Raw genomic sequence first — 23,990 nt, 5'->3', positions numbered from 1 at the left:
GCGGTTTGCGGCAAAGGAGCATGCGGTGTCAGACCCTCGCATTACATTCGATGTGGGCACGACCGAGGTGTGAGCACGGCGACGACGGACAGGGATAGGGGTCCGATGGGAAACGACACACCCCCGCGCTGGGACAGGCGGATGCAGCAGCGGCTCGCCCGTGGTGAGGCCGCCGCCCTCGGCGAGCTCTACGACCGCTTCGCTTCGCTCGTGCACAGCCTCGCGCACCGCGTCCTGGACGACGAGCACGCCGCCGACCGCATCACCCGCGAGGTCTTCGCCTACATCTGGGAGCACCCGCACTCCTACGACCCGAAACAGGGCTCGCTGCGCTCGTGGGTCGCCGCGGTCACCCGCCACCAGGCCGTCCAGCGGCTGCGCCAGACCGAGGCCGCCTCGGCGGGCGACGGCGGATCCGGTGCTCCCGCGCCGGCCGAGATGGAGCAGAAGATCCGCGAGGCCTCCGCGGCCGCCCGCGCCGACTACATCGTCACCTCCATGCCCGCGCCGCTGCGTGCCGCCCTGGAGCTGGCCTACTTCCAGCGCCGGGACTACCGCCAGACCGCCGCCGACCTGGGCGTCACGGAGGACGAGGCCCGCCGCCGGCTCCGCCTGGGGCTCCAGCTGCTGTCCACCGCCCACAACCACCCGACCCTGCCCCCGCCCTGCTCACCCCATCTGCCGCGCAGCACGCCCGGTGCCCGTGCGCCCTCCCGCACACCCCAGACGCCGCATGCGCCCCAGGCGCCGCATGCCCCGCGCGCACCGCACGCACCCCATCCGCCGCGGTACCCCGGCCCGGGCAGCGCCCCGCCCGGCACCGGCCACGGACGGTCGTTGTGAACGGCCCGGACAAATGGGAGGGCCCCGAGCGCCCCGACGGCCCCGGTGGCCGTCCCCGCATACCGGCCCCCCGCACCGCCGCCGAGGACCGCGGCCCGCTGCCCGACATCCGCCCCGCGCCGGGCCCGGAGACCGGACGGGAAGCCGGAGCCGACGCCGGACGAGAAGCGCGGCCAGGAGCCGCACCGGAAGCCGTGCCGGAAGCGTCCCCGGAGCCGGGACAGGAAGCCCACCCAGAAGCCCAACCGGGAGCCCAACGGGAGGCCCCACCGGCAGCCCGGCCGGAGGCCCGACCCGGAGCGCAACACGAAGCCCCACCGGACGCCCACCCCCCAGCCCAACGCCCCACCCACCACACCGCAGTGCCGGAAACGAAACCGGAAGCCATGACCGACACCACCGGAGCGGGCCCCGGGTTCCCGGCCGCCGCCGTTCCCGGGGGCGCGCCGCCCCCGCAGCCCGCCCCGCCGCACACGGTCCTCAAATCGCTGCTCGGCGCCTGGGCGCTCGCCGCGTGCAGCGCCGAGGAGACCGCCGCGGTGGAGACCCATCTGACCGACTGCGCGTCCTGCGCGGACGAGGCGCTGCGGCTGCGCGACGCCGTCGGCCTGCTGCATCCCGCCGACAGCCTCGACCTCGATCCGCTGCTGCGCTCCCGCGTCCTGGAGGGCTGCCTGGGCCGGCGTCCGCCCCGTATCCCGGTGCCGGAGTGGGCGACGCCGTACGACGCGGAGACCGCGAAGCTCGATGCGCTGCTGCACGACATGGGCGAGGCGGAGTGGCGCGCCCCGGTGCGGCTGCGGTGGTTCGAGAGCGAGCGGCCGGTCGAGCGGGCGACCACCGTCGCCGGTGTCATCGGCCATCTGCTGACCGTCGACGGCCTGGTGGCGACGTCGCTCGGGCTGCCCGATCCGCTCGGCGACCGGGCCCCGCAGGGCGCTCCGGGCCCCACGACCCGTACGGAGGCGTACTGGCAGATGGCCGGCGAGGAGCCCGGCCGGCTCGCCACCCACGGCCCGTGGCGCGAGCAGAGCTACGCGCTGATCAGAACCGTCTCCTTCGCGGGCGGCGGCGTCGGCGAACTGGCCGTGCCCTACGGCCGGTTGCAGCTGCCCATGTGCGATGCGCTCCTGGACCGCGCCTTCGGGTGCTGGGTGCACGCCGGGGACATCGCGGACGCGGTGGACTATCCCTACGAGCCGCCGGCCGCCGGCCATGTCCACCAGCTGATCGATCTGGCCACCCGGCTGCTGCCCACCGCGCTGGCCCACCGCCGCCGGGCCGGGCTCGCCGCGCAGCCGCAGAAGCTGGTCGAGGCGGGCGCCCCGGGCCGCACCCTCCACCTGGAGGTCGAGGGCAGCGGCGGCGGGCACTGGTACATACCGCTGGACTCCCCGGCGGCCCTGGGCGCCAAGGAGCTCACCGTCGCCCATATCGCCCTGGACAGCGCGGAGTTCTGCCAGCTGGCCGCGGGGCATGTCTCCCCGGAGGAGGCCGCCGCGGGCCAGGACGGCGAGCGCGAGGCGATCCGCGACGTGCTGTTCGCGACCGCGTCGTTGTCCCGGCTGTGAGGCCGTAGGCGAAGACGGTCCCGGGCGGGGGCGGCCCTAGGCGAAGACGACCGTCCGGCTGCCGTTCAGCAGCACCCGGTGCTCGCTGTGCCACTTCACGGCCCGGGCCAGCGCCTGGCACTCCACGTCCCGTCCGATCGCCACGAGCTGGTCGGGCGTGACGTCGTGCCCGACCCGCTCGACCTCCTGCTCGATGATCGGGCCCTCGTCGAGGTCGGCGGTCACATAGTGGGCGGTGGCCCCGATGAGCTTCACACCGCGCGCATGCGCCTGGTGGTAGGGCTTGGCGCCCTTGAAGCTCGGCAGGAAGGAGTGGTGGATGTTGATGATCCGCCCGGAGAGCGCCTTGCACAGATCGTCGGAGAGGACCTGCATATAGCGCGCCAGCACCACCAGCTCCACCCGCTCCTCGCGCACCAGCTCCAGCAGCTGGGCCTCGGCCTCCGCCTTGTTGTCGCGGCTGACCGGGATGTGGTGGAAGGGGATGTCGTACGAGCCGACCAGCTCGGCGAAATCGGTGTGGTTGGAGACCACGGCCGCGATCTCGACCGGCAGCGCCCCGATCCGGGAGCGGAAGAGCAGGTCGTTGAGGCAGTGCCCGAACTTGGACACCATCAGGACGATCCGCATCTTCTCGTCGGCCCGGTGGATCTGCCAGTCCATCTGGAAGGAGTCGCCCACCGCGGAGAAGCTGGCCCGCAGCTTGTCCAGGTTCACCGAGGCGTCCGCGCCGAAGTGCACCCGCATGAAGAACAGTCCGGTGTCGCGGTCGCCGAACTGCTGACTGTCCTCGATGTTGCAGCCGGTGATGAAGAGATAGCTGGACACGGCGTGCACGATCCCCTGCTTGTCCGGACAGGACAGCGTGAGGACGTACTGATCGCTCCGGTCGGGCCGGCCGGGCTGCTGGGTGGGCTGCGTCTTGCTCATGACCTCATAGGGTCGCACACCTGCGGGGATGCTCAGGCCGGGACTCAGGCCGGGGCGCCCGGCGCACCCGTCATCAGGGCCAGCACCTCCAGCGAACACGGCGGCGCGTCGGGGTCCTCGCCGTCCGCCGTCGCCAGCCGGACATGCGCCTCGCGGGCCACCCGTACGGCCTCCGGCCAGGCCGGATGCTCGATGTACGCGGTGACCGGTGCGTCCGCGCCGACCTGGTGCATGATCCGCAGGACGTTCAGCACGGCGGCGTCGACCAGCTGCGCCTCCTGGGCGTCGCGGAAGATCGTGCCCAGGTATTTGTCGGCGGACCAGTTGTCCAGCCAGGTGTCCTCGACGAGGCGGTAGACGGCGTCGGTCACATCGCCGTACCCGGGACGCCCCGCCAGCCAGGTCTCCTGCTGGAAGGCGGGGTCGGAGAGCATGTGCAGCGCGGAGCGCACATTGCTGCGCCAGCGCCACCACGGCATGTCGGTCAGTGGCATACCGCCCATGGTGGTCGAGCGGCGGCCGCGACGGGAAGACTTCTCCGAACCTTGCACAGTATTCGATCGTACGTTCCTCGGAAACGATCTCCCGGGGACCCCCGGAGTTCACCTCCACGTCACTGTCCGTTGCCCCCGCGTCACTCAGTCGTTGACGGCAGGACGCCAGGGTGGTGCGCCATGACCGGTCGGCGACGCTCCTCCCCCCGCCCCTTCTCCTCTGCTCCCGCGCTCGCTTCTGCGGTGGCATGCACGGCGGTCATCGCGTCGCTGCTCTCGGGCTGCGGCTCCCTCCCCGGGGCCTCGGGGGACTCCGGGGAGAAGGCGCCGGTCACGGTGATGACCTGGGCGCCGGAGGGTACCAAGGCGACCAACATGCCGGGCATGCCGGCCATGGCACAGGCGTACGCCCGGTGGGTCAACTCCCGGGGCGGGATCCGCGGCCACCACCTCAGGGTCCTGACCTGCAACGAGCGCAACGACTCGGTCGCGGCCGCGCAGTGCGCCCAGCGCGCGGTGGACGAGGGCGCGGTCGCGGTGGTCGGCTCCTACAGCCAGTTCGGCCGCTCGTTCATGTCGCCGCTGGAGATCAAGGGCATCCCGTTCATCGGCGGTTACGGCGCCTCGGGCGAGGAGTTCCAGAGCCCGCTGTCGTATCCGGTCAACGGGGGCCCGGCGTCCCTGCTCGCCGGAAACGGACGGCAGTTGGCGGGCGCGTGCCGGCGCGTCGCCCTGGTGCGGCCGGACACCATCCAGGGCGACCAGATGCCCTCGCTGCTCAACTCCGGTCTGCGCAACGGCCACAGGCCGCCGGCCGAGGACATCAAGGCACCCGAGGACGGCACCGACTACTCGCGCCAGGTCACCCGCGCGCTGGACGGCGTCGGCGCGGACCCGTCCGTCTACGGCACCGCGGCCGACGGCGGCAAGGCGGCCGGCTCCTGTGTGACCACCGCGCTCGGCGACCACACCGACACCTTCTTCGACGCCTTCCAACGGCTCCAGGAGGACAGCCCCCGGGTCCACGTCGCCTCCGTCCTGGGCAGCGTCGGCCAGGCGCTGGTGAACCGCATGGGCGGCTCGTCGGGCCCGCTGGAAGGGGCGTATCTCACCGGCTGGTACCCGGTTTCGAGCGATCCGCGCTGGGGACCGATGCGCAAGGTCGTCGACGACTTCGCCTTCAACGACAACCGCATCGATCCGGCCGACCAGGGCGTCCAGACGACCTGGATCGCCTATACGGTGCTGCGCGCGGTGATCGAGCAGCTCGACGACGCCGGCGTCGAGGACATCACCCCGCATGCCCTCCAGACCACCCTCGACGACGGCGACCACGCCATCGACACCGGGGGCCTGACCCCCAAACTGCGCTGGCGCGAGGGCGACATGCTCGCCGTCCAGAACTTCCCGCGCATAGTGAACGGCATGGTCACCTATCAGGTCGTCCGGGACGGGGAACTGGTCGCCGCGCAGGACGGGTTCGTGAACGTGACCACGACGATGGAGCGGGGAGTCACGAACGACGAGTGAGCGGGTGCCGGACGGCGGCACACCGCCGTTCCGGCACTCCCCACGCCGGCCGCGGGCTCACAGAGTGATCGGCGGGCGCTGCGTCAGGCCGTACTTCTTCGCGATCGGGTTCCAGATCGCCGCCGCCTGCTGCTTGGCCTTGGTCGCCTCGCCGCTGGCCGCGACACCCTTCCCGTACTGCCCGGTGTTGCGGGCCTTGCCCTTGTGGCAGCCCTTCTTCGAGTGCACCTGACCGGCCCAGGCCGCGAAATGGTTGTCGGCGGCGGCCGAGGACTGCCATGCCTTGGTCAGCGCGGCGGTCAGCTGATCATGCTGGGGGATCTTGTCGACGGGCAGCTGCTTGAGCCGCGTCACCAGGTCGGCGCGCTGGCCGGCCGCGGACCGCAGATCCTTGGCCGCGCCGCCCAGGTTGTCGCAGGACCCGATGCTGCGGACGGCGTTGACCACGGACGTACGGCTGTCACCGCTGTCGCCGAGCAGCGCGTCCAGGCCCTTGGCCTGCGGCTCGGCCGGATCGGCGGCCGCCGACGGCTGCGTCTTCCCCTTCGCCGACGGGGAGCTGCTGGTGTCGGCGCCCTTCGTCTTCGCGGAGTCGTCGCCACCGCCGCTGAGCATCCAGCCGAGGCCGAGACCGGCGCCCGCCAGGACGACCACGACGACGCCGACGATCACGGCGGTGGGCACCCGGCGGCGGCCGCCCTCGTCGTCGTACGGCTGCTGGTCGTAGGGCTGGTCATAGCCCTGCTGGCCGAAGCCTTGCTGGCCGAATGCCTGCTGCCCGTACGGGGGCTGGCCCTGGTCCTGGAAACGGGGGAGCTGCGCGGTGGCGTCCGGCGCGCCCACGGCGCCCGGTGCGCCCGGCCCGTCCCGGAACAGGCCCTCGAACTCGGCGGGCGTCGAACGGTCCCCGGGTGCACCGGGAGGGGCCCCGTAGGGCGCGCCGGGCGGCGGGGCGGGCGTCCCCGCGCCGACCGGGGAGATCAGCTGGGTGGCCTCGGAGTCGCCCGCCGGGGCGGCCCCGGGCATCGGCTGGGACTGCGGCTGCGGCATGGGCTGGGCGGGGCCGCCCTGGCCCGGGCCCTGGGACGGCTTGATCACCCGCAGCATGGTGGTGGACTCGCCCGGGGTCTCGGGCCGCCCGCCCCCCTCGGGCGGGAGCGCGGCGCCGGACCCGTCGGGTATCTGGCGTATCAGCGCGGTCGCCGCATCGCCCGTGGTGGGCGGCAGCGGGGCACCGGTCTGCGGGGTCGCACGCACCAGCTCGCCGGCCCGCTCCGGCTGGGGCTGCGGGGGCTGCTGGCGGTACGGCTCCGGGCGCGGCACCTGCTGCTGCGGGTCGTAGGGCTGCGGCTCGGGCTGGGGCTGGGAGACCGGCTGCTGGGGGCTCTGGGGGGTCTGGGGCTGCTGTCCGTACGGGGCCTGCTGGCCGTACGGCTGCTGGGGCTGCTGGGGCTGCTGCGGCGGCACGGGCGGGACCGGCGGCTGCCCCTGGGGCGGCGGCGGGAAGCCCTCGCCCTGCGGCGGGAGCTGGCTCTGAGTCTGCGGCGGGAGCTGCCCCTGGGCCTGGGGCGGCTGGGCACCGTAGCCCTGTCCCTGGCCGTATCCCGGCTGCTGGCCCGGCGGCGGGCCGGCCTGCTGGCCCGGGCCCCAGGGCTGGCCCCACGGCTGGCCGGCCGGCGGCGCGGCCTGCTGGTCGGGGACATACGGCTCACCGTTGGCGGGCAGCACAATGCCCTCTCGCGCGGGGCCGGCCGCAGCATTGTGCGGGTCGGGGCCCTGTCCGCTCTCCGTCACCGGAACTCCTGCCATCGTGCAACCTACGGAACCGTCGACTCACGCTACCGGGTCGCAGCTGCGTTCGACCACGAGCCCTGGTCACCACCCCTTCCGCCCCTGGTGGCACCGGGCGGGGCCGCTCGTTTCCGGCCCCGCGCCGATGCCCCGTCAGGCCGCCGCGGCCCGCAGTTCCATACGTGCGCTGAATTCCCTTACGACCGGTTCCTCCCGATACGGCTCCAAACGGAGCTGAAGGTCCTCCAGATACTCCGCGCCCCGGTCGGACCGCAGCCCGCCGAGCAACTCCACGGCCTGGGTGCCCGTATGGCAGGCCGCTTCGATCTCGCGCTGCTGCACCTGCGCACCGGCCAGCAACACCATCCCGATGGCGCGGCGCCGCGCCCGGCCCTCGGGATGGCCGTCCAGTGCCTCCTGGGCCCGCTGGGCAGCCGGGCCGGGCTGGCCCAGGTCCCGGTGGCAGTGGGCGAGTTCATCGGCGAGATATGCCTGGTCGAAATGGCTGATCCAGGCCGGGTCGTCGCCCGCGTCGGCGCCCGCCTCGGCCCGTTCCATGGCCGAAAGCGCCCGGCCCGCCGTCGTCTGGAAGGCGCGGCCGTCGCCCATCAGGGCGTGCCCGCGCGCCTCCGCGGCGAAGAACATCGCCTCCGCCCGTGGGGTGACGTGCCCGCGCGCCCCTTCCTGCGCGGCCCGTGCGAGCTGGGAGATCTCCCGCGGATTGCCCAGCGAGGCGGCGAGATGGCTCATGCTCGCGGCCAGTACGTAGCCGCCGTAGCCGCGGTCGCCGGCCGCCTGGGCCAGCCGCAGCGCCTGGATGTAGTAGCGCTGCGCCAGCCCCGGCTGCCCGGTGTCGACGGCCATATAGCCGCCGAGCTCCGTCAACCGGGCGACGGCGGCGAACAGTTCGCGCCCGACGGACTCGCGGTACGAGCCGGCGAGCAGCCCGGAGACGACGCTGTTGAGGTAGTGCACCACGACCGGCCGCACATGCCCGGCCCCGAAGCGGTGGTCGAGTTCGCTGAGCGCCGCGGTCGTGGCCCGTACGGCCTCGACGTCCGCCGCGCCGACCCGGGCGCCGGCGTTGCGCGCGACCTGGGTGTCCGCCCCGGTGATCAGCCAGTCGCGGCTCGGCTCCACCAGGGCGGAGGCCGCCACCGTGGAGCCGCTGAGGAAGTCGCGCCGCCCGACGTCGCTGCGCCACAGCTCGCAGACCTGCTCGATCGCCCCGAGGACGGTCGGGGAGAACTGGAGCCCCACCCCGGATGCGAGGTTCTTGCCGTCGGCCATCCCGATCTCGTCGATGGTGACCGTGCGCCCCAGCTTCCGGCCCAGCGCCTCCGCGATGATGGCCGGGGCGCGGCCGCGCGGCTGCTGGCCGCGCAGCCACCGGGCCACCGAGGTCTTGTCGTACCGCAGGTCGAGTCCGTGCTCGGCGCCGCACATGTTGACGCGGCGGGCGAGCCCCGCGTTGGAGCACGCGGCTTCCTGGATCAGTGCCTGCAACCGTTCGTTGGGCTGCCGTGCGACGAGTGGCCTGGCGGCCATGCTGTACCCCCTGTACTGCTGCGCGTTCACCGTCGAACGCCGTTCCCCGTGATCAATGCCCCGCACATATGCCGGATATCCGAGACATCACGGATACCGGTGATGTCGTCCCGGATACGGGCGATGCCTTCCCGAATGCGCGCTGTATGGGCGCGAATACGGGCGAAGCCGGTGGCATCCGGACGCGCGATGCCGGTGCGCGGTGCGGTCCACGGGCGGCGCGGGGGCCGGACCGTGGGGTGATCCCGAGAAGGAGCGTGGCGCGCGGTGCCCGTGAGCGCGGCGCCGCCGTGGCCCGGACCCTCCGGTGCGCACCGCGGACCGCCGCATGGGCGGCCTCTCCGCCCGTCACGCTGGTGGCTACCCGCTCATTGGAGGACGGCCGCATATGCGCCCCCGCCCGTGCACCCATGCGCCCCAGGTGGAGGAACGATGCGCCGGGGGGTGTCCCCCATTCGGCCGTAACCGTTGGTGAGGGGCGAAGTTGTTTTCTGCGTGGAAGAGACCATCGGAGTCACAGGAGCCCCGCCGATCCCCCAGCAGCGCGGCGAGCAGCTGATCGAGACCGCGGTGCGTTACGCGGAGGAGCGGCATTGGGATGTGTTCCCCGGCGCATCGCTGGAGCACGACGGTGATACACCGCGCTGCTCGTGCGACGCCGACGCCTGCCCCGCGCCGGGCGCACACCCCACCGCACCCGGCTGGGCCGGGCTGGCCAGCGGCAGTGCGTCGGCCGTGCGCCGGATGTGGAGCAAGCAGCCGCGGGCCTCGATCCTGCTGCCGACCGGCCGCGCCTTCGAGGCGCTTGAGGTACCGGAGATGGCGGGCTGTCTGGCGCTGGCCCGTATGGAGCGGATGGAGGTGTCGCTCGGCCCGGTCACCCGTACCCCGCACGGCCGGATGCTCTTCCTCGTCCTGCCCGGTGCCTCGGCCAAGGTGCCCGAGCTGGTACGGAACCTGGGCTGGGTGCCGGCGGCCCTGGATCTGATCTGCCGCGGCGAGGGCGAGTACATCGCCGCGCCGCCGACCCGTATGGCGCCGCACGGTTCGGTGCAGTGGGTGCGCCGGCCCACCGCCACCAACCGCTGGCTGCCGGACGCGGAGGACCTGATCAGCCCGCTGGCGTACGCATGCGGGCGGGACGCGGCGGCGCTCCGGGGGCGCTGAGGGCCCGCCTCCCGCGGGCCGGGGCGCCGGCCTGAGCCGCGGCTCTGAGCCGCATGCGCGGTGCCGGACGGTGGTGTCAGTGGCCGCCCGTATCGTGGAGGGCGTTGGACGGGGGCCATGACCGGGCCCCTGCCGAGACGTCGAAGGAACGGGGGACCGGTGAGCGGTGAACCGGAGCAGAGCGGGCCTGTAGGGAAGGGCGACGGCGCGGAGGGGGCGGCCGGTGCGGCCCCCGGCGGCGGTCGGCCGCCGGCCGTTCGTATCCAGGGCCTGTGGAAGAAGTTCGGCGAACAGACCGCCGTCTCCGGCATCGACCTGACGCTGCCCGCGGGCCGCTTCATAGGGCTGGTCGGGCCCAACGGTGCGGGCAAGACCACCACCTTGTCGATGGTGACGGGGCTGCTGCGGCCGGATTCCGGGCAGGTCGAGATCGGCGGCCACGACGTATGGCGGGACCCGGTGGCCGTCAAGTCCCGTATCGGCGTCCTGCCCGAGGGCCTGCGCCTCTTCGAGCGCCTCTCGGGGCGCGAGCTTCTCGGCTATATAGGGCGGCTGCGCGGTCTGCCGGGCGACGAGGTCGACAAGCGGGCCGGTCAGCTGCTGGAGGTGCTGGACCTCTCCGGCGCCCAGCACAAACTGGTCGTCGACTACTCCACCGGTATGCGCAAGAAGATCGGCCTGGCCGCGGCGCTGCTGCACAACCCCGAAATCCTCTTCCTGGACGAGCCGTTCGAGGGCGTCGACCCGGTGTCGGCCCAGACCATCCGGGGCGTCCTGGAGCGCTATACCGCCTCCGGGGCGACGGTCATCTTCTCCAGCCATGTGATGGAGCTGGTGGAATCGCTGTGCGACTGGGTCGCGGTGATCGCCGCCGGCCGGATCCGCGCGGACGGCCCGCTGGAGCGCGTACGGGGCGAGGCGCCCTCCCTCCAGGAGGCGTTCCTCGGCCTCGTCGGCGCGAGCGGCCGCGGCGCGGGCCAGAATCTGGACTGGCTGGGCGGCGGCGCCCGATGACCGACGAAGCCCTCGCCGCACCGTCCCCGACCGGCCCCGCCATGAGAGCGCCCTCCCTGACCGGCGTTTTCGTCCGGCTCAAACTGTCGCTGCTGCGCAACGGCCTGCGCCAGTCGCCGGGCCGCGCCGTCGCCTACGTCGCCTCCCTCCTCGTCGGCCTGCTGGCCGCGGCCGGTGTCGTCCTGGCCCTGACCGCGCTGCGCGGCAACGCCCACGGCAGCGCCCTGGCCGTGCTGCTCACCGGCCTGCTCACCCTGGGCTGGGCGGTGATGCCGCTGTTCTTCCCCACCGGTGACGAGACCCTGGATCCGACCCGGCTGGTGATGCTGCCGCTGCGGCCGCGCCCGCTGATCGCCTCGCTCCTGGTGGCGTCGCTGGTCGGCGTCGGTCCGGCGTTCACCCTGGCCCTGGTGACGGGCATGGTGATCATGCTGGCCCAGGGGGCGGCCGCCGCGGCCGTCGGCGTGGTGGCCCTCGTCCTGGTGGTGCTGGTCTGCGTCTCGCTGGCGCGTGCCGTCGCCACCGCCTCCGTACGCCTGCTGACCAGCCGTCGCGGCCGCGATCTGGCCGTGCTGAGCGGGCTGTTCATCGCGCTCGGCTCCCAGGGCGTCAACATCGCCGCCCAGAAGCTCGGCCGCCCCGACGGCCTGACCGTCCTGGAGCCGCTGGGTGCGGTGCTGCGCTGGGTGCCGCCGGCGTCCGCGATGGCGGCGGTGGACGACGCGGGCCGGGGGTCCTACGCGCGTGCGGCGGTGGGCCTGGCCCTGACCGCGCTGGCCCTGGCCCTGCTGCTGTGGTGGTGGCAGCGCACCCTCACCACCCTGATGACCTCGCCGGACTCCTCCACCCTCCAGGCGGTGGAGAAGGACAGCGCACGCCGATCCGGCAGCGGGGAGCGGGGACTTGCGCGTCTCCTCCCGAGTGGGCGCACGGGCACGGTCATGCTCCGGACGCTGCGGTACGCCTGGCGCGACCCGAAGTCCAAGATGGGCTGGGCCACCGCCCTGGGCGCCGGCCTCCTGGTCCCGATCGTCTCGTCCCTCCAGGGCCGGGGCAGCATCTACACCGCCTTCTCGGCGGCCGCCCTGCTCGGCATGCAGATGTACAACCAGTTCGGCCAGGACACCTCGGCCTTCTGGATGGTCGCCTCGACCATCGCCACACCGCGCGATGCGTACGAGGAGCTCCGGGCCCGTGCGCTGACGCTGGCCCTGGTGGCCGTCCCGTACGTCACCCTGGTCGTCATCGGCACCGCGGCGCTCATCGGCCCGTGGTCGGACTTCCTCGAGGTGTACGGCCTGTCGCTGGCCCTGCTGGGCGCGCTGCTGGCCACCGGAGCGCTGTCCTCGGCGCTCTTCCCGTACTCGATCCCCTCCGAGGGCAACAAGAACATCGCCCCGGGGCAGGGCGCCATCGCCTGGTTCAGCCTCTTCGGCGGACTCCTGATGGGCGCGGTGCTGAGCGCGCCGCTGATCGGGCTGACGATCTGGCTGCATCTCGCCGGGCTCAACAGCCTGTTGTGGGTGCTGCTGCCGGTGGGCGCCGCCTATGGCATCGGCGTGGCGGAGCTGGGGCTGCGCGTGGCGGCGCCCCGGGTGGCGTCGCGGCTGCCGGAGATTCTGGCGGCGGTCAGCAAGGGATGAGAGGCGTGGGGCCGGTCCGGTCGGCCGGCCCCACGACGACGGCCGCCGCCCTCGAGTGGGCGGCGGCCGGACGGCGCCGAGGGTCAGACCTTGGTGAAGCACCAGGTGGTGCCGAGGCCGAGGCGCCTGCGCTGGTGGATGACGGTCGTGTACTCCGGCCCACAGGCCTTGCCGTCCACGTGCGTCTCGCCCGTCTTGTACTGGGCGTCCGAGGAGTCGCAGGCGACGACGGTCATCTGGGAGTCGTCCTTCGGTCCGGTGATCTTGACGCAGTCGCCGACCTGCGGGGTGTGCTTCCTGTCGTACGCCTTGCGGTCCGCCTCCTCCTTCGCCTTACCGCCGTTCGGATTGGTGTTGTAGTCGTAGACGTAATAGCCGACGCCGCCGAAGAGGGCCAGCAGGATGACGGCGGTGATCAGCCCGCGCAGGGGGCTGCGCTGCGGCTGCGGCCGGCGCGGCGGCTGCGGCTGTCCGTACGGCTGCTGCGGCTGCCCGTACGGAGCCTGCGGCTGCTGCTGGTACCCGTACTGCTGCTGCGGCTGGTTCTGGTAAGGCGGCGGTGCGGACACGACTTTGCTCCCCCATGGATGGCTGTTGGCTGACTGCGGGTTGACTCCGCGGACGAAGGTCAATGCGATGTTGACCGGTGCAGGGTACCGGTCGCCCCCGTCACCGGTATTCCGGGTCCCCACGGCCACGCGGCCTCGCCGGAGTTGTCCACAGGCTTCGGCGGGGGAATCGGCCAGGCGATAGCGTCATGGGAACAGATGAACGAGCGGGGGGGCGGAGCGGTGCGACGCATCGGATGGGTGCTGGTGGCGGGGTGGTTGGCGGTGCTGTCCACCGCCGGGGTGGGACATGCGGCGTCCGCGGGCGGTGATGCGCCGACCCGGACCGCCTATCTCGCCGAGCGCCTGCGGGAGAACCCGGTCTATGTGACCGACCAGCTGCCACGTGCGGTGCCGCGCTCCACGGCCCCCGAATTCGCCGAAGAGGCCCGGCGCCTGGGCGTTCCCACGTATGTCATCGTCCTGCCGAGCGAGGTCGATATGGGCTCCGATGCGTTGCTCGCCGGGGTGCACGACCGGCTGGGCCGCAAGGGCCTCTATGTCTCGCTGGACGAATCGGGCCTGACGGATGTGCAGACCTACGGCGTGAGCGTGCCCGGCGCCCAGGACGCCCGCCGGACGACGATGTACGAGTCGCCGTACGACGCGACCGCCCACGAGGAATTCCGGTATTTCGTCGACGTCCTGAAGTCCGGACAGGCGGCACAGCGGGCCAAGGCGGCCGAGAAGGAGTACGGCGGCGCCTACCCCGCGCACGAACCGGCGAACTGGCACACCACCCAGACCGACCGCGAGGACCAGAGCTTCGGGACGGGCGTGGTCGTCGCCGGGGTCCCGCTGCTCGCACTCCTGGTCACGGTCTCTCTGCGGCGCCACCGCGATACCCGACGCCGCACGGTTGCCGTGGCCGCCCTCGCTCTGTCCGGGGTGCTCGCCTTCACCGCCTCGCAGATTTTCGACGACACCACCACCGGCGACGGCTCGTATCCGACGGTCGCCGATATGCGGGCCCGTATCGACCGGGTGGCCGCCGGTCTGCGCCGCGACCCGCTCTATGTCGATCCCGAGAGCCCGCCGGTGCTGGATGCCGCCGCCCGGGCCCGGCTGCGCAAACGGCTCGGCGCGCTGCACCTTCCGGTGGTGATCGCCGCGCTCCCCACCCCGATGGACGACGAATCCCGCGGCAGCGCCGACCTGCTGGCCAAGTCGCTGCACGACCGGCTGCATCGCAGTGCCCTGATCGTGCTGGCCGACCCGGCGAGCGGCATGATCGACACCTTCAACTACGGCGCCCGGATCGACGGCGGGTATCTCTTCGACCGCCCGCACGACCTCTCCTACGCCGAGTCGTCCGCCCGCCCCGGCGCCGACCTCGGCTCCCGTCTGGACAAGCTGCTCGGCTATGTCGCCAAGACCCCGCCGGCCAAACCGAACAGCGAGGTCGCCCCCACCCCGGCGCCCGACCCGAAGCAGGACCTGACGCTGCCCGGCCTCTTCACCGGGGACTTCAAGCCCGGCCTGTTCATCGGCACCGTGCTCGCGGCGCTGCTCTTCGGTCTGGTGGCGGCGGTCGCCGCGCTCGTCCGCCGCATACGGCGACGGGGCGGGCACCAGGCGGACGCTCCCGACCGGCCCTCGCAGTCGTGGCTGCGGCAGACGGCTGCCAGGGAACTCGACGCCCTGGGCAAGGCGGTGGACCCGGCCGGCGCGCCGTCCGCGAAGCAGGAACGCCGGGCGTGGGAGTGCCTGGACGCCGCCGTGCTGCTGCTCGACGGGGACAGCGACGCCCGGATCGACGCCGACGCCTCCCCGGCCGACCTGGTCTGCGCGATTGTGTTGGCCCGCGCCGGACTCGCCGCCGCCCGGGACGCGTTGCCGACGCAGCACGTCTGCCATCGCAATCCTCTGCACGGCCCCGCCCGTAAGGTGCGGCCCGCGGGCCGCAAGGGGCGCGTGTCCCCGGTGTGCGAGGCGTGCCGGGCGACTCCGGGGACCGTGCTCCGGCTGCGCCCGACGGCCTCCTCCGGGTCCGGCTCCGCCGTCCCCTACCCGACGCTCCCCGGGCCGCTGGCGGTGCTGGGCGACGGCGCCGGAATCGATCAACTCACCCGCGAGATACGGGAGCACTACGGTGTCCACTGATCCCCGCCGCCCGGTCCGGAGCGCCCTGGGGCGTGTCCTTGCGATCGCCGTGGCGTCCCTGGCGCTGCTCGTGTGCGCCGCGACTCCGGGCGCGGCCACCGAGAGCCCGGGCCAGAAGATCGCCAACGCGCTGCGCGCCTCGCCCGTTTACGTCGATCCGTCCCTCGCCACGGCCGTCGACGCGGCCCAGCAGCGCAAGCTCGTCGCCCAGATCCGGGGGACCCGTCTGCCGATCCGGGTGGCCCTGGTGCCGCTGGTCAAGGGGGACAGCTGGAACGGCGATCCGCAGCAGCTCGCCTCGGTGGTGCATGACCGGATGGGCGGCGGCCCGGCGATCCTGATCACCCTCGGGACGTACGGCGACGACATCGCCGCCGCCGAATGGCCGGACGACGCCCACCAGGCGGGGAACGCCGCGTTCGCGGTCTCCCTCCAGGACGATATGAAGGACGCCGGTACGGCGCGGCAGATCGCCCGCGCCATCAAGATCATCAAGGCCGGGACCGGCGACGCGGAGTTCAAGAAGGTCACCGCCGATACCAACGGCCCCTCCGTGCCCACCGGCAAGCCCAAGCCGTCGGGTTCGGGGTCGGGTTCGCCGCTGCCGCGGATGCTGGCCCTCGTCGTGGGGCCGCTGCTGTTGCTCGCCGCCGCGGGCCTGCTGTTGCGCCGCCGCGCCCGGCTGCGCGGCGAGCTCGCCACGCCCTTCGCGCTGCCGCGCGCCGTCTTCGCCGCCGCCCGCAGCGCCGATGAGGCCGAACTCCGCGAGCGCGCGGGCGAGGAGGTCGTGCGGTTCGGCGAGGAGGCCCGCGCCGCGCAGGGCGACCCGAGCGCCATCGAGCGCGCCCTGGACGCCTATGCCGCGGCGGGCACGGTTCTGGACCGCGCCCGCGGAATCCCCGACCTGGCGGGCGTGTTCGCCCTGGTCGCCGAGGGCCACGCGGCCCTGTCCGGCACCCGTCCCGCACTCCCCCTGTGCTTCTTCCACCCCCTGCACGGCCCCGCCGCCCGCCGTATCCCCTGGCGCCCCCTCGGCCGCCGCGAACAGCTGCGGGTGGCCGCCTGCGAGACGTGCATACGGGCGATCCGCACCCACAGCGCACCGGAGGTCCTCCTCGACCGCCACGACGGCCGCCCCGTCCCGTATTTCGAGGTGCCCGCGGCGAACAGCCTCTGGGCGGCGACCGGTTACGGCTCCCTGCTCGGCGGCGACTCGCTGGCCGCCCGGGTCCAGCGGGGGGATTTCACCCGGACGGTGACGTAGGGAGGGTGGCCGCGGCGTACCTCGCAACGTCGTGGCCCTGGCGGCCACTTGCCGGCCGGTTCCCCTTTCCGGAAGTTTATTGCCCGAGCATTACCCGAGGGCCAATGCCGCTGAATTCATCCGCAATGGGGCGGGCGTATTGACGGTGCCGGGCAAGCGTTCAGGGCGAATTACCGCGAATCCGCTCCGAATGGCGCGGCGAGGCATGCGAAGCCGTTTCGACAAAGGCGAAACGGTGCTCTTATGCTCCGCTCACAGCCGTTCGCCTGCGCACGTGGCATCGCCAACTGTGGTGCGAAACGGGGGGATCTGCGAGGAGAACAGTTTTGCTGCACACCAAGTCCGCCTGGCTGCGCGCGGCCGCCCCCGTCGCCGTACTGGCCATGCCCCTGGCTCTGACTCTGACCGCCTGCGGCGGCAAGGAGGACGCCTCCGGCGCCCAGGTCGACGCGGCGAAGTCCGGCTCCGGGGCGGCCTCCGGGGCGACGGCGCAGAAGAATGCGGCGGACCGGGTGGTGAGCAGCGGGCTGAAGCCGGGACAGAGCGGGACCCGGAAGTTCCGGGAAGGGTCCGGGAAACTCACCGTCACTTATGAGATTGCCGCCCAGAAGGTGCATGTGGGCACCGAGGCCGATGCCCAGAAATTGGTCTCCGACCCCAAGGACGCCAAGGGGTTGGTCGCCGCGACCGCATTCGTGAAGTACACGAACAAGGGCGGCGGAGAGGTCACGGGGCTGCCGGACGTGGACAACCAGGCGGAGATCTACGCGGACGGCCGCCGGGGCGGCCTGCTCATCGGCGCCGCCGAGAACCTTCCCGGCTGCGACGACCCGATCGACATCGACAGCTGGAAGACCGGCCAGAGCCATGTCATCTGCCAGACCTACATGATCCCCAAGGGCGCGAAGTCCATGGAGGTCCACTGGGCGGCGGACGACGCCGACGGGGACCCGCTCATCTGGAAGTTCGCCCAACAGGGCTGACAGACGCCGGACCCCGGCTTCCCGGAAACCCACGGAACGTGGGCATCCGGAAAGCCGGTGCGCTCCGGAAACCGGAGGGGCACGGAGCTGGCGGGGGTTCAGCTCCGCGCCCCGCCGCGCCCGCACGCCTCAGCCCGACGCCGTCGCCGTACGCAGGAACGGGTCGATGGCGCCATACCAGGCGTCGGGCGCCTCCCAGGGCAGCAGATGACCCGCGTCGGGTATTTCGGCGTACTCGCCGCGGGGCAGCACCCGGACCATCTCCTGCGCCTCGGCGCGGCCCAGTTCGGCGTCCAGACCGCGGACGACCAGCGCCGGGCACTGCACCTGCGCCAGCTCTTCCCAGTGGGCGTCATGGACCCAGGTCTCGCGCGCCCGCAGCATCTGACGCCGCGAGAAGACCGGCCGCCAGCCGTCGGCCCGCTCGGCCATCACCTCGGCGAAGAACTCGCCCCGGACCGGCCGGGGGCGCTCCAGCGTCGGATCGTCCTCGCCGAACCATTTACGGACATCGGCGAGCGTCGCGAACGGCACCGGCCAGGAGCGGAACCATTCGGTCCATTCGCGCTGCGAGGCCGCGCCCAGCGCCGACGCCCGCATATCGCAGATGACCAGCGCGCTCACCAGATCCGGCCGCCGGGCCGCGACCTGCCATGCCGTCAGGGCGCCCATGGCATGCCCGATCAGGGCGGACGGGGCCAGACCGAGCTGCTCGATGGCCGCGATGGCGTCATCGACGTATGCCTCGCGGTCGTACGGCCCGTCCGCGGGCTTCTCGCTGCGGCCGTGGCCGCGCTGGTCGAGCCCGACCGGGCGGTGCCGCGCGCTGAGCCGCCGTGCGGTGTCCGCCCAGTGCGAGGCGCGCCCCATCAGCCCGTGGAGCATCAGCACGCCCGGGCCGCGCCCGGCCGCTTCCGCCCCGCCGCCGCTCTTGGGCGGATCGGTGAATTCCCAGGCCGCGAGTCGCGTCCCGCCGACCCCTGTCACATCGATGCGCCGCACCATGTGTCCCGCCACCCCCAATCGTCCATGGCCAGCCCCACGCCCCTCACCACACTATCGAACCTCTATTCGAACGCGCCGCTCTCGGCCACAACACCCCTCGTTCGAGTGACCTCGCGCAAGGATTGACCGGGTCCGGCAGGGGGAGACATGTGCCGGGAGGCGGGCCCTACCGGGAAGGGGGCCCGTGGGGAAAGACCCTGGGAGCTCGGGGCTCCGGGTCTTGGCGGGGGGACATGGGGAGGCAGGGCCCCGGCTGCTCGCAGCGCCGGGGCCCTGACCGTGTCGGTGCACGGCCGGCCACGGCACAGCCAGCGGACGGATCACAGCCCCCTCCCCACCCCGGAGAGCCGACACCCCACAAGTGAGGCCCGCGTACCTGAGCACCGCGCCTCGTGCCGACATATGCCACCGCGTCAGCGCCAGGGTGGCACGACACCGCCGGAATCGCACGGGTTCCCACAAGTTCGTTCAATGAGAAATCACCAAGCGAGCCCGCCGGCGGCGCATCGGCGCAGCTCAACGGGCTCGTGGGAAAACAGCGGGAAAAGAAAGGGATGTTGCGGAACGCTGCGCGGCGGCGGTGCGATACGGGGCATCGGCCCCTGCGCCCCCGAACAACATCAGCCCCGGGCGACGCCGTCAGCGGTCGGCGATGACGTCTGCACCGGCCCGACGCTCTCCGCGCTTCGCGACAACCTCAGCGCTTCGCGACGAACACATGCGAGGCGATCTCGGAGTGCAGTTCGGCGGCCTCGCCGCTGCTGCCGACCAGCACCCCGCCCGCCGACTCCGTCACGCTCACCACGGCGCCCGGCTGCACACCGGCCCGCCGCAGGGTGTACATCAGCTGGGCGTCGGCCTGGATCGGCTCGCCGATGCGGCGCACCACGACCGTCTTGCCGTCGGCCCCCGGGTCCAGATCCATCAGGCTCACCATGCCGGCGTCCAGGAACGGGTCGGCCTCGGACTTCTCGCCCAGCTCCTCCAGGCCCGGGATGGGGTTGCCGTACGGCGATTCCGTCGGGTGCCGCAGCAGTTCCACGACGCGGCGCTCGACCGCCTCGCTCATCACGTGCTCCCAGCGGCAGGCCTCGGCGTGCACCTGCTCCCACTCCAGCCCGATGACGTCGACGAGCAGGCACTCGGCGAGGCGGTGCTTGCGCATCACCCGCGTCGCAAGCCGTCGGCCCTCTTCCGTCAGCTCCAGATGACGGTCGCCCGCGACCGTCAGCAGGCCGTCTCGCTCCATGCGCGCCACGGTCTGGCTGACCGTGGGGCCGCTCTGTTCGAGCCGCTCCGCGATGCGGGCGCGCATGGGGACCACACCTTCCTCTTCCAGTTCGAGGATGGTGCGGAGATACATCTCCGTGGTGTCGATCAGTCCGGACATGCGTGCCCCTCATGTGTCGTGCGGTGGCCCTGGACTCAATTCTGACGCATCCCACCGACAACGGGGGCGCCTCGTCCGTACACCGGACTCGTACACCGGCCTCATACGACGAAGGACGCGGCACACCGGATGCCCCCGTGTTGACAGCGTGCCGGTCCGGACCCCACCGTGATCCGCGCCACGACTGCCGCGCCCGGCGCACCGACCGACCGAGCCGCCGCGGAGCGTGCCGTGTGCGGCTGCGCAAGGATCCGGGGCGATCGAGAGGGGACCGCGGCAATGGCCGACACCGACCGGAGCGACCACCTGGCCGGGGAGTACTTCGATGCGGCGATTGCGCTGCTGCGGCGGGTGCGGGAGGACAGCGGCGGCGCGATCACCGCGGCGGGGCGGCTGATCGCCGACACCGTCGAGGCGGGCGGGCGGGTGTTCTCCTTCGGCGCCGGGCACTCCTCGCTGCCCGCCCAGGACACCGTCTACCGGGCGGGCGGCCTGGCGGTGATGAATCTGCTGTGCGTCCCCGGGGTCGTCGGCGTGGACGTACGGCCCGCCACGCTCGGCAGCGCCCTGGAGCGGGTGGACGGGCTCGCCGCGGCCGTCCTGGACACCAGCCCGCTGGAGGCCGGCGACGTCCTGGTGATCGTCTCGCTGTCCGGGCGCAATGCGCTGCCGGTCGAGATGGCGATGAGCGCACGGGAGCGCGGCATCAGGGTCATCGGCGTGACCTCGGTGGCGTACGCGGCGAAGACGACGTCCCGGCATGCCTCGGGCGGCTTCCTCAAGGACCACTGCGACCTCGTCCTGGACAGCGCGATCACGGTCGGCGACGCGGAGTTGACCGCACCGGGCATCGACGCGCCGTTCGCCCCGGCCTCCACGGTCGTCACCAGCGCGATCATGCAGGCCATGGTGGCCACCGCCGCGGGAGCGCTGGCCGAACGGGGCGTCGAACCGCCGCTGCTGCGGTCGGGGAACGTCGACGGCGGGCATGAGTGGAACGCCCGGGTGATCGCCGCGTACGCGGACCGCATCTTCTGGGAGTGACGCCCGCCGGGACGGCACCGGTGCGCACCGGTGCCGTCCCGGTACGGCCCCGGTACGGCCCCGATAGGCCCCGGCCCGTCAGCCGCCCGTCGCCCCCGCCAGGTCCAGCGCCGCGGCGATCCGGGCCGCGACCTCCTCGGCGTAGTCCGCGTCCGCGCGGTCGAACGGGCGGCGCGCGGGCGCCCGCAGGAAGGTGGCGACGCCCAGCGTGCGGCCGCGGCTGCGCAGCACCACGCACAGCCCGTGCACCGTGCCGTCCGGCCATTTGCGGGCGGCCGCCCAGCCTTCGGCCGCGTGCGGGCCCGCGCTGGTGCGCACCGAACCGCGCCGCTCGTAGGCCTGGGCCGCCGGATGGCCCGGCGGATACGCCATCGGGATACCGGTCGCCGCGAACGCCTCGGCCGGGCCCGGCGCCCCGGCCGGAGAGGCCAGCGCCCGCACCAGCCGCGGCGCCTGCACGGCCCTGGGCGCGGCCGTCGGATCGCAGCCGTCACCGTCGTCCGCGGCCTCGTCGAGCGCCCCGCACGGGGCCGGCGCGGGCACCGGGGCGAGGTCGACCAGACCGTGATCGGCGAAACCGGCCAGCGCGAAGTCCAGGTGGACGGCGGCGGCCTCGCACGGGTCCGGGCACTCGGCGGCCGCCCGGCCGGCGCGGTGCAGCTGGTGGGCGCGGAAGCGCAGCAGGGAGCCGTCCTGTTCGGCCCGTTTGGCGTCGGTCACGTCCTGGAAGAGCCAGGCGACGCCGAGCGGCACCGGCTCCTCGGCCAGCGGCGAGGCCAGCCGGACGAAGCCGCTGCGCCAGCACCGGCGCGGCGCTTCGACCTCCTCGGAGCGCAGCGTCACCCACAGCTCGGCGGCCGCCGGCGGCGCACCCTCGGCGAGGACGTGCTGGAGCGCGCCCTCCACCTCCTCCACGCCCTGTGTCAGCAGATCGCCCAGGGGGCAGCCCAGCAGCGCCGTACGGCCCACCCCCAGGGCACGGGCGGCGGGGGCGTTCAGCAGGGCGAGCCGCAGATCGGCGTCCACCAGGACCACGCCCCACGATCCGTCGTCGAAGAGCGCCTCGCTGAGCGCGATGGACCGCTCCAGGTCGAGCTGGGCGTGCACCTCGCTGAAGGCGCAGTAGACCCCGCCCGCCCGGCCCCCGGGCCCGCGGACGGCCGACACCTGGGTGCGCACGAGGACCCGGTGGCCGTCCTTGGTCAGCAGGGCGAACTCCTCCACCTGGCGGCCCGGGGAGCGCCGCGCGGCGGCGAGCACCGTACGGATCTCCTCGGCGTCCTCGCTGCGGGCGGCCCAGCCCGCCAGGCCGCTGCGGCCGACGGCCTCGGCCGCGGTCCAGCCCAGGATGCGCTCGGCCTCGCGGTTCCAGTGGGTGACCGTGCCGTCGGCCCCGAAGGCGGCGAGGGCGGCGTCCATGCCGTCCAGGAGGGCGGCGAGCAGCGCGGAGTCGTCGGCGAGGCGGCCGGCTCCGGGGGCCCGGCCGTCCGTATCGGGTGAGGGGCGGTCGGACGGGGACGCGGACGAGGCGGAAGAAGCCGACGAAGCCGACGAAGCAGTCACTGGCACCCCTTAAGAACGCCGCCAAGATCACCGTCGCACGTGCTGCACCTGGCCTTATTCAACTGGAACGTGACCCAGCACACACCCGATTCACGGAAATCGTTGCGCCCGGGAAATTCGGTTGTCCGAGACCATGCGGCTGCCTAACGTGTGGAGCACACGAGAAGGGAGGTGGTTCCGGAAATGATCAAGAACCGGACGCGTGAGGTGGCTGCGGGCTAGCGGCCCGTCGTTTCACCGAAGTGCAGCGCCGGACCCGCGCATGCTGCAGATGCGCAGCCGGCCCAAATCCCAGCAGTCACCCGGCCCGCGGGCTGCCGGTTCGTCCGACCGGCCCTTTGCGCCACCGAGCGCGGAGGAACCAGTCCGTGGGCCGTCTGCATGCCGCCTCAGGGTGCCAGCCGCTCCACCCGCCAGCCCTCCCCGGGCTCGGCGGGCACATACCGCAGCCGGTCGTGCAGCCGGTTGAGCCGCCCCTGCCAGAACTCCGCTTCCTCGGCCACGACGCGGTAGCCGCCCCAGTGCGGCGGCGCCGGCACCTGCTCGCCCTCCGGGTAGCGGTCGGCCAACTCCTCGTAGGCGCGCTCCAGTTCGTCGCGCGAGCCGATGACCGCGGACTGGTCGCTGGCCCAGGCGCCCAGTTGGGAGCCGTGCGGACGGGTACGGAAGTAGGCGGCGGTCTCGTCCCGGCCGATGCGCTCAGCGGTGCCGCTGACGATGACCTGGCGGGCGAGCGGATGCCAGGGGAAGAGCAGCGAGACGCGGGGGTTTTCAGCCAGTTCGCGGCCTTTGCGGCTGGTGTAGTTGGTGTAGAAGACGAAACCGCGCCCGGTGAACGCCTTCAGGAGCACGGTCCTTGAGCTCGGGCGCCCGTCGGGGCCGACCGTCGAGACGACCATCGCATTCGGCTCGTGCAGCCCGGCCGCCACCGCCTCCTTGAACCAGCGCGCGAACTGCTCGTAGGGATCGGCCGCGAGATCGGCCTCGGCGAGTCCCTCGGCGCGGTAGTGCGCGCGCATGGGTGACGGATCGGGGGTCTCGTAATAGGGCGCGTCGGCAGGGTGCACGGGCTCATCTTGCAGCATCGGGTCCGGCCGGGGCAGCCTGAAGGGGCGGAAGTCTGCCCGGCGTCGACCGGACGTAACCCTCTCGTCAGCGAATCGACCGGTGTGCCGGATGTCACCCACCGCGCAGGTGACGAACCCCCCAAAATCGCGGGCCCGCCCACTGTGGCCTGTGAACATCGCGAGCTATCGTGTCCGGCCTGAAGGGACGCACGCCCATGCACCGTGCGCCCTGAAGAGGCCCAGCACCACGCACCACACCCGAGCATCACACCGACGCACCACAGCGCACCGTGTCAGAGCGCGGCCCGACCCTCCGCGCACGGCACCGTCGGGTGACCCCTGCCCTGGCGGGGCATCACCAGGGCGACCGGTGCGGACCGCGAGCTGCCCGCGCAGCCGTGGAACCGCAACGGCGCCCGCACCAGAGTCGAC

General features: G+C 73.0%; 19 protein-coding genes. 10 read left to right on the top strand and 9 right to left on the bottom strand.

Going from position 1 to position 23,990, the window contains the following annotated elements:
* Positions 1-105 precede the first annotated feature (105 nt).
* Entirely contained in the window at positions 106-843 is a 738-nt protein-coding gene (locus tag B1H19_RS24955) for a sigma-70 family RNA polymerase sigma factor (protein ID WP_083107001.1), read from the top strand.
* Positions 840-2,414 (top strand): zf-HC2 domain-containing protein, encoded by a 1,575-nt coding sequence (locus B1H19_RS24950; RefSeq protein ID WP_083107000.1) that lies wholly within the window; start codon positions 840-842, stop codon positions 2,412-2,414. The genes B1H19_RS24955 and B1H19_RS24950 overlap by 4 nt, the downstream gene beginning before the upstream one ends.
* Positions 2,415-2,450: 36 nt before the next feature.
* On the opposite strand, the gene purU is transcribed toward B1H19_RS24950, so the two are convergent.
* A complete protein-coding gene (gene purU / locus B1H19_RS24945; RefSeq protein ID WP_083106999.1) occupies positions 2,451-3,344 on the bottom strand; it encodes a formyltetrahydrofolate deformylase in 894 nt (297 codons plus the stop codon).
* 44 nt (positions 3,345-3,388) lie between these two features.
* Positions 3,389-3,847, bottom strand: coding sequence for an SCO4402 family protein (locus B1H19_RS24940; protein WP_203237365.1), 459 nt, complete (start codon positions 3,845-3,847; stop codon positions 3,389-3,391).
* Positions 3,848-4,018: 171 nt separating this feature from the next.
* Between B1H19_RS24940 and B1H19_RS24935 the strand changes: the two genes are divergently transcribed.
* On the top strand, positions 4,019-5,368 hold the full coding sequence (locus B1H19_RS24935) for an ABC transporter substrate-binding protein (RefSeq protein ID WP_083106997.1): 1,350 nt from the start codon (positions 4,019-4,021) through the stop codon (positions 5,366-5,368).
* A 57-nt stretch (positions 5,369-5,425) separates the two neighbouring features.
* On the opposite strand, the gene B1H19_RS24930 is transcribed toward B1H19_RS24935, so the two are convergent.
* Both B1H19_RS24930 and B1H19_RS24925 read right to left on the bottom strand, forming a co-directional pair.
* Positions 5,426-7,162, bottom strand: coding sequence for a hypothetical protein (locus B1H19_RS24930; protein ID WP_159028132.1), 1,737 nt, complete (start codon positions 7,160-7,162; stop codon positions 5,426-5,428).
* A 150-nt stretch (positions 7,163-7,312) separates the two neighbouring features.
* On the bottom strand, positions 7,313-8,707 hold the full coding sequence (locus B1H19_RS24925; protein ID WP_083109856.1) for a transcriptional regulator: 1,395 nt from the start codon (positions 8,705-8,707) through the stop codon (positions 7,313-7,315).
* Positions 8,708-9,202: 495 nt separating this feature from the next.
* On the opposite strand from B1H19_RS24925, the gene B1H19_RS24920 reads away from it, so the two are divergent.
* The 3 genes from B1H19_RS24920 (at position 9,203) to B1H19_RS24910 (ending at position 12,531) form a co-directional block, all read left to right on the top strand.
* Complete coding sequence (locus B1H19_RS24920; RefSeq protein WP_083106996.1) at positions 9,203-9,874, top strand: bifunctional DNA primase/polymerase; 672 nt, start codon at positions 9,203-9,205, stop codon at positions 9,872-9,874.
* 159 nt (positions 9,875-10,033) lie between these two features.
* The gene (locus B1H19_RS24915; protein WP_083106995.1) at positions 10,034-10,888 is read left to right on the top strand and encodes an ABC transporter ATP-binding protein; all 855 of its coding nucleotides are present in this window, start codon (positions 10,034-10,036) and stop codon (positions 10,886-10,888) included.
* Positions 10,885-12,531: a transporter gene (locus B1H19_RS24910; protein ID WP_083106994.1), complete on the top strand. Its 1,647-nt coding sequence runs from the start codon at positions 10,885-10,887 to the stop codon at positions 12,529-12,531. The genes B1H19_RS24915 and B1H19_RS24910 overlap by 4 nt, the downstream gene beginning before the upstream one ends.
* Before the next feature lie 83 nt (positions 12,532-12,614).
* On the opposite strand, the gene B1H19_RS24905 is transcribed toward B1H19_RS24910, so the two are convergent.
* Entirely contained in the window at positions 12,615-13,100 is a 486-nt protein-coding gene (locus B1H19_RS24905; RefSeq protein WP_083106993.1) for an LppU/SCO3897 family protein, read from the bottom strand.
* A 222-nt stretch (positions 13,101-13,322) separates the two neighbouring features.
* Here B1H19_RS24905 and B1H19_RS24900 point away from each other — a divergent pair, with 222 nt between their 5' ends.
* The 3 genes from B1H19_RS24900 (at position 13,323) to B1H19_RS24890 (ending at position 17,489) form a co-directional block, all read left to right on the top strand.
* The gene (locus tag B1H19_RS24900) at positions 13,323-15,242 is read left to right on the top strand and encodes a hypothetical protein (RefSeq protein ID WP_237289503.1); all 1,920 of its coding nucleotides are present in this window, start codon (positions 13,323-13,325) and stop codon (positions 15,240-15,242) included.
* Positions 15,232-16,506: a hypothetical protein gene (locus B1H19_RS24895; RefSeq protein WP_083106991.1), complete on the top strand. Its 1,275-nt coding sequence runs from the start codon at positions 15,232-15,234 to the stop codon at positions 16,504-16,506. The genes B1H19_RS24900 and B1H19_RS24895 overlap by 11 nt, the downstream gene beginning before the upstream one ends.
* A gap of 326 nt (positions 16,507-16,832) precedes the next feature.
* Positions 16,833-17,489, top strand: a complete 657-nt coding sequence (locus tag B1H19_RS24890) for a hypothetical protein (protein WP_083106990.1) — start codon at positions 16,833-16,835, stop codon at positions 17,487-17,489.
* A 129-nt stretch (positions 17,490-17,618) separates the two neighbouring features.
* On the opposite strand, the gene B1H19_RS24885 is transcribed toward B1H19_RS24890, so the two are convergent.
* Positions 17,619-18,494 carry an alpha/beta fold hydrolase gene (locus B1H19_RS24885; protein ID WP_083106989.1) on the bottom strand — a complete coding sequence of 292 codons (876 nt, stop codon included), beginning with the start codon at positions 18,492-18,494 and terminating at the stop codon, positions 17,619-17,621.
* A gap of 697 nt (positions 18,495-19,191) precedes the next feature.
* Complete coding sequence (locus B1H19_RS24880; protein WP_030067448.1) at positions 19,192-19,884, bottom strand: metal-dependent transcriptional regulator; 693 nt, start codon at positions 19,882-19,884, stop codon at positions 19,192-19,194.
* Positions 19,885-20,163: 279 nt separating this feature from the next.
* Here B1H19_RS24880 and B1H19_RS24875 point away from each other — a divergent pair, with 279 nt between their 5' ends.
* Positions 20,164-20,928, top strand: a complete 765-nt coding sequence (locus tag B1H19_RS24875; RefSeq protein WP_083106988.1) for an SIS domain-containing protein — start codon at positions 20,164-20,166, stop codon at positions 20,926-20,928.
* Between the two features lie 78 nt (positions 20,929-21,006).
* On the opposite strand, the gene B1H19_RS24870 is transcribed toward B1H19_RS24875, so the two are convergent.
* Positions 21,007-22,347 carry a PAS domain-containing protein gene (locus tag B1H19_RS24870; RefSeq protein ID WP_418361521.1) on the bottom strand — a complete coding sequence of 447 codons (1,341 nt, stop codon included), beginning with the start codon at positions 22,345-22,347 and terminating at the stop codon, positions 21,007-21,009.
* A gap of 533 nt (positions 22,348-22,880) precedes the next feature.
* Positions 22,881-23,576 carry a pyridoxamine 5'-phosphate oxidase gene (pdxH, locus tag B1H19_RS24865; RefSeq protein WP_203237220.1) on the bottom strand — a complete coding sequence of 232 codons (696 nt, stop codon included), beginning with the start codon at positions 23,574-23,576 and terminating at the stop codon, positions 22,881-22,883.
* Positions 23,577-23,990 lie beyond the last annotated feature (414 nt).

This window comes from Streptomyces gilvosporeus, assembly GCF_002082195.1.
In the GTDB taxonomy this organism is placed as follows: Bacteria; Actinomycetota; Actinomycetes; order Streptomycetales; family Streptomycetaceae; genus Streptomyces; species Streptomyces gilvosporeus.
Note: the sequence above shows the minus strand (reverse complement) of the source record. Positions and strands in the feature narration are given on the sequence as shown.

Coding starts and splice junctions, on each gene's coding strand:
- B1H19_RS24955 (WP_083107001.1), top strand. CDS start 106: ATGGGAAACGACACACCCCCGCGCTGGGACAGGCGGATGCAGCAGCGG.
- B1H19_RS24940 (WP_203237365.1), bottom strand. CDS start 3,847: ATGGGCGGTATGCCACTGACCGACATGCCGTGGTGGCGCTGGCGCAGC.
- B1H19_RS24935 (WP_083106997.1), top strand. CDS start 4,019: ATGACCGGTCGGCGACGCTCCTCCCCCCGCCCCTTCTCCTCTGCTCCC.
- B1H19_RS24910 (WP_083106994.1), top strand. CDS start 10,885: ATGACCGACGAAGCCCTCGCCGCACCGTCCCCGACCGGCCCCGCCATG.
- B1H19_RS24875 (WP_083106988.1), top strand. CDS start 20,164: ATGGCCGACACCGACCGGAGCGACCACCTGGCCGGGGAGTACTTCGAT.
- B1H19_RS24925 (WP_083109856.1), bottom strand. CDS start 8,707: ATGGCCGCCAGGCCACTCGTCGCACGGCAGCCCAACGAACGGTTGCAG.
- B1H19_RS24885 (WP_083106989.1), bottom strand. CDS start 18,494: ATGGTGCGGCGCATCGATGTGACAGGGGTCGGCGGGACGCGACTCGCG.
- B1H19_RS24870 (WP_418361521.1), bottom strand. CDS start 22,347: ATGGACGCCGCCCTCGCCGCCTTCGGGGCCGACGGCACGGTCACCCAC.
- B1H19_RS24880 (WP_030067448.1), bottom strand. CDS start 19,884: ATGTCCGGACTGATCGACACCACGGAGATGTATCTCCGCACCATCCTC.
- pdxH (WP_203237220.1), bottom strand. CDS start 23,576: ATGCTGCAAGATGAGCCCGTGCACCCTGCCGACGCGCCCTATTACGAG.
- purU (WP_083106999.1), bottom strand. CDS start 3,344: ATGAGCAAGACGCAGCCCACCCAGCAGCCCGGCCGGCCCGACCGGAGC.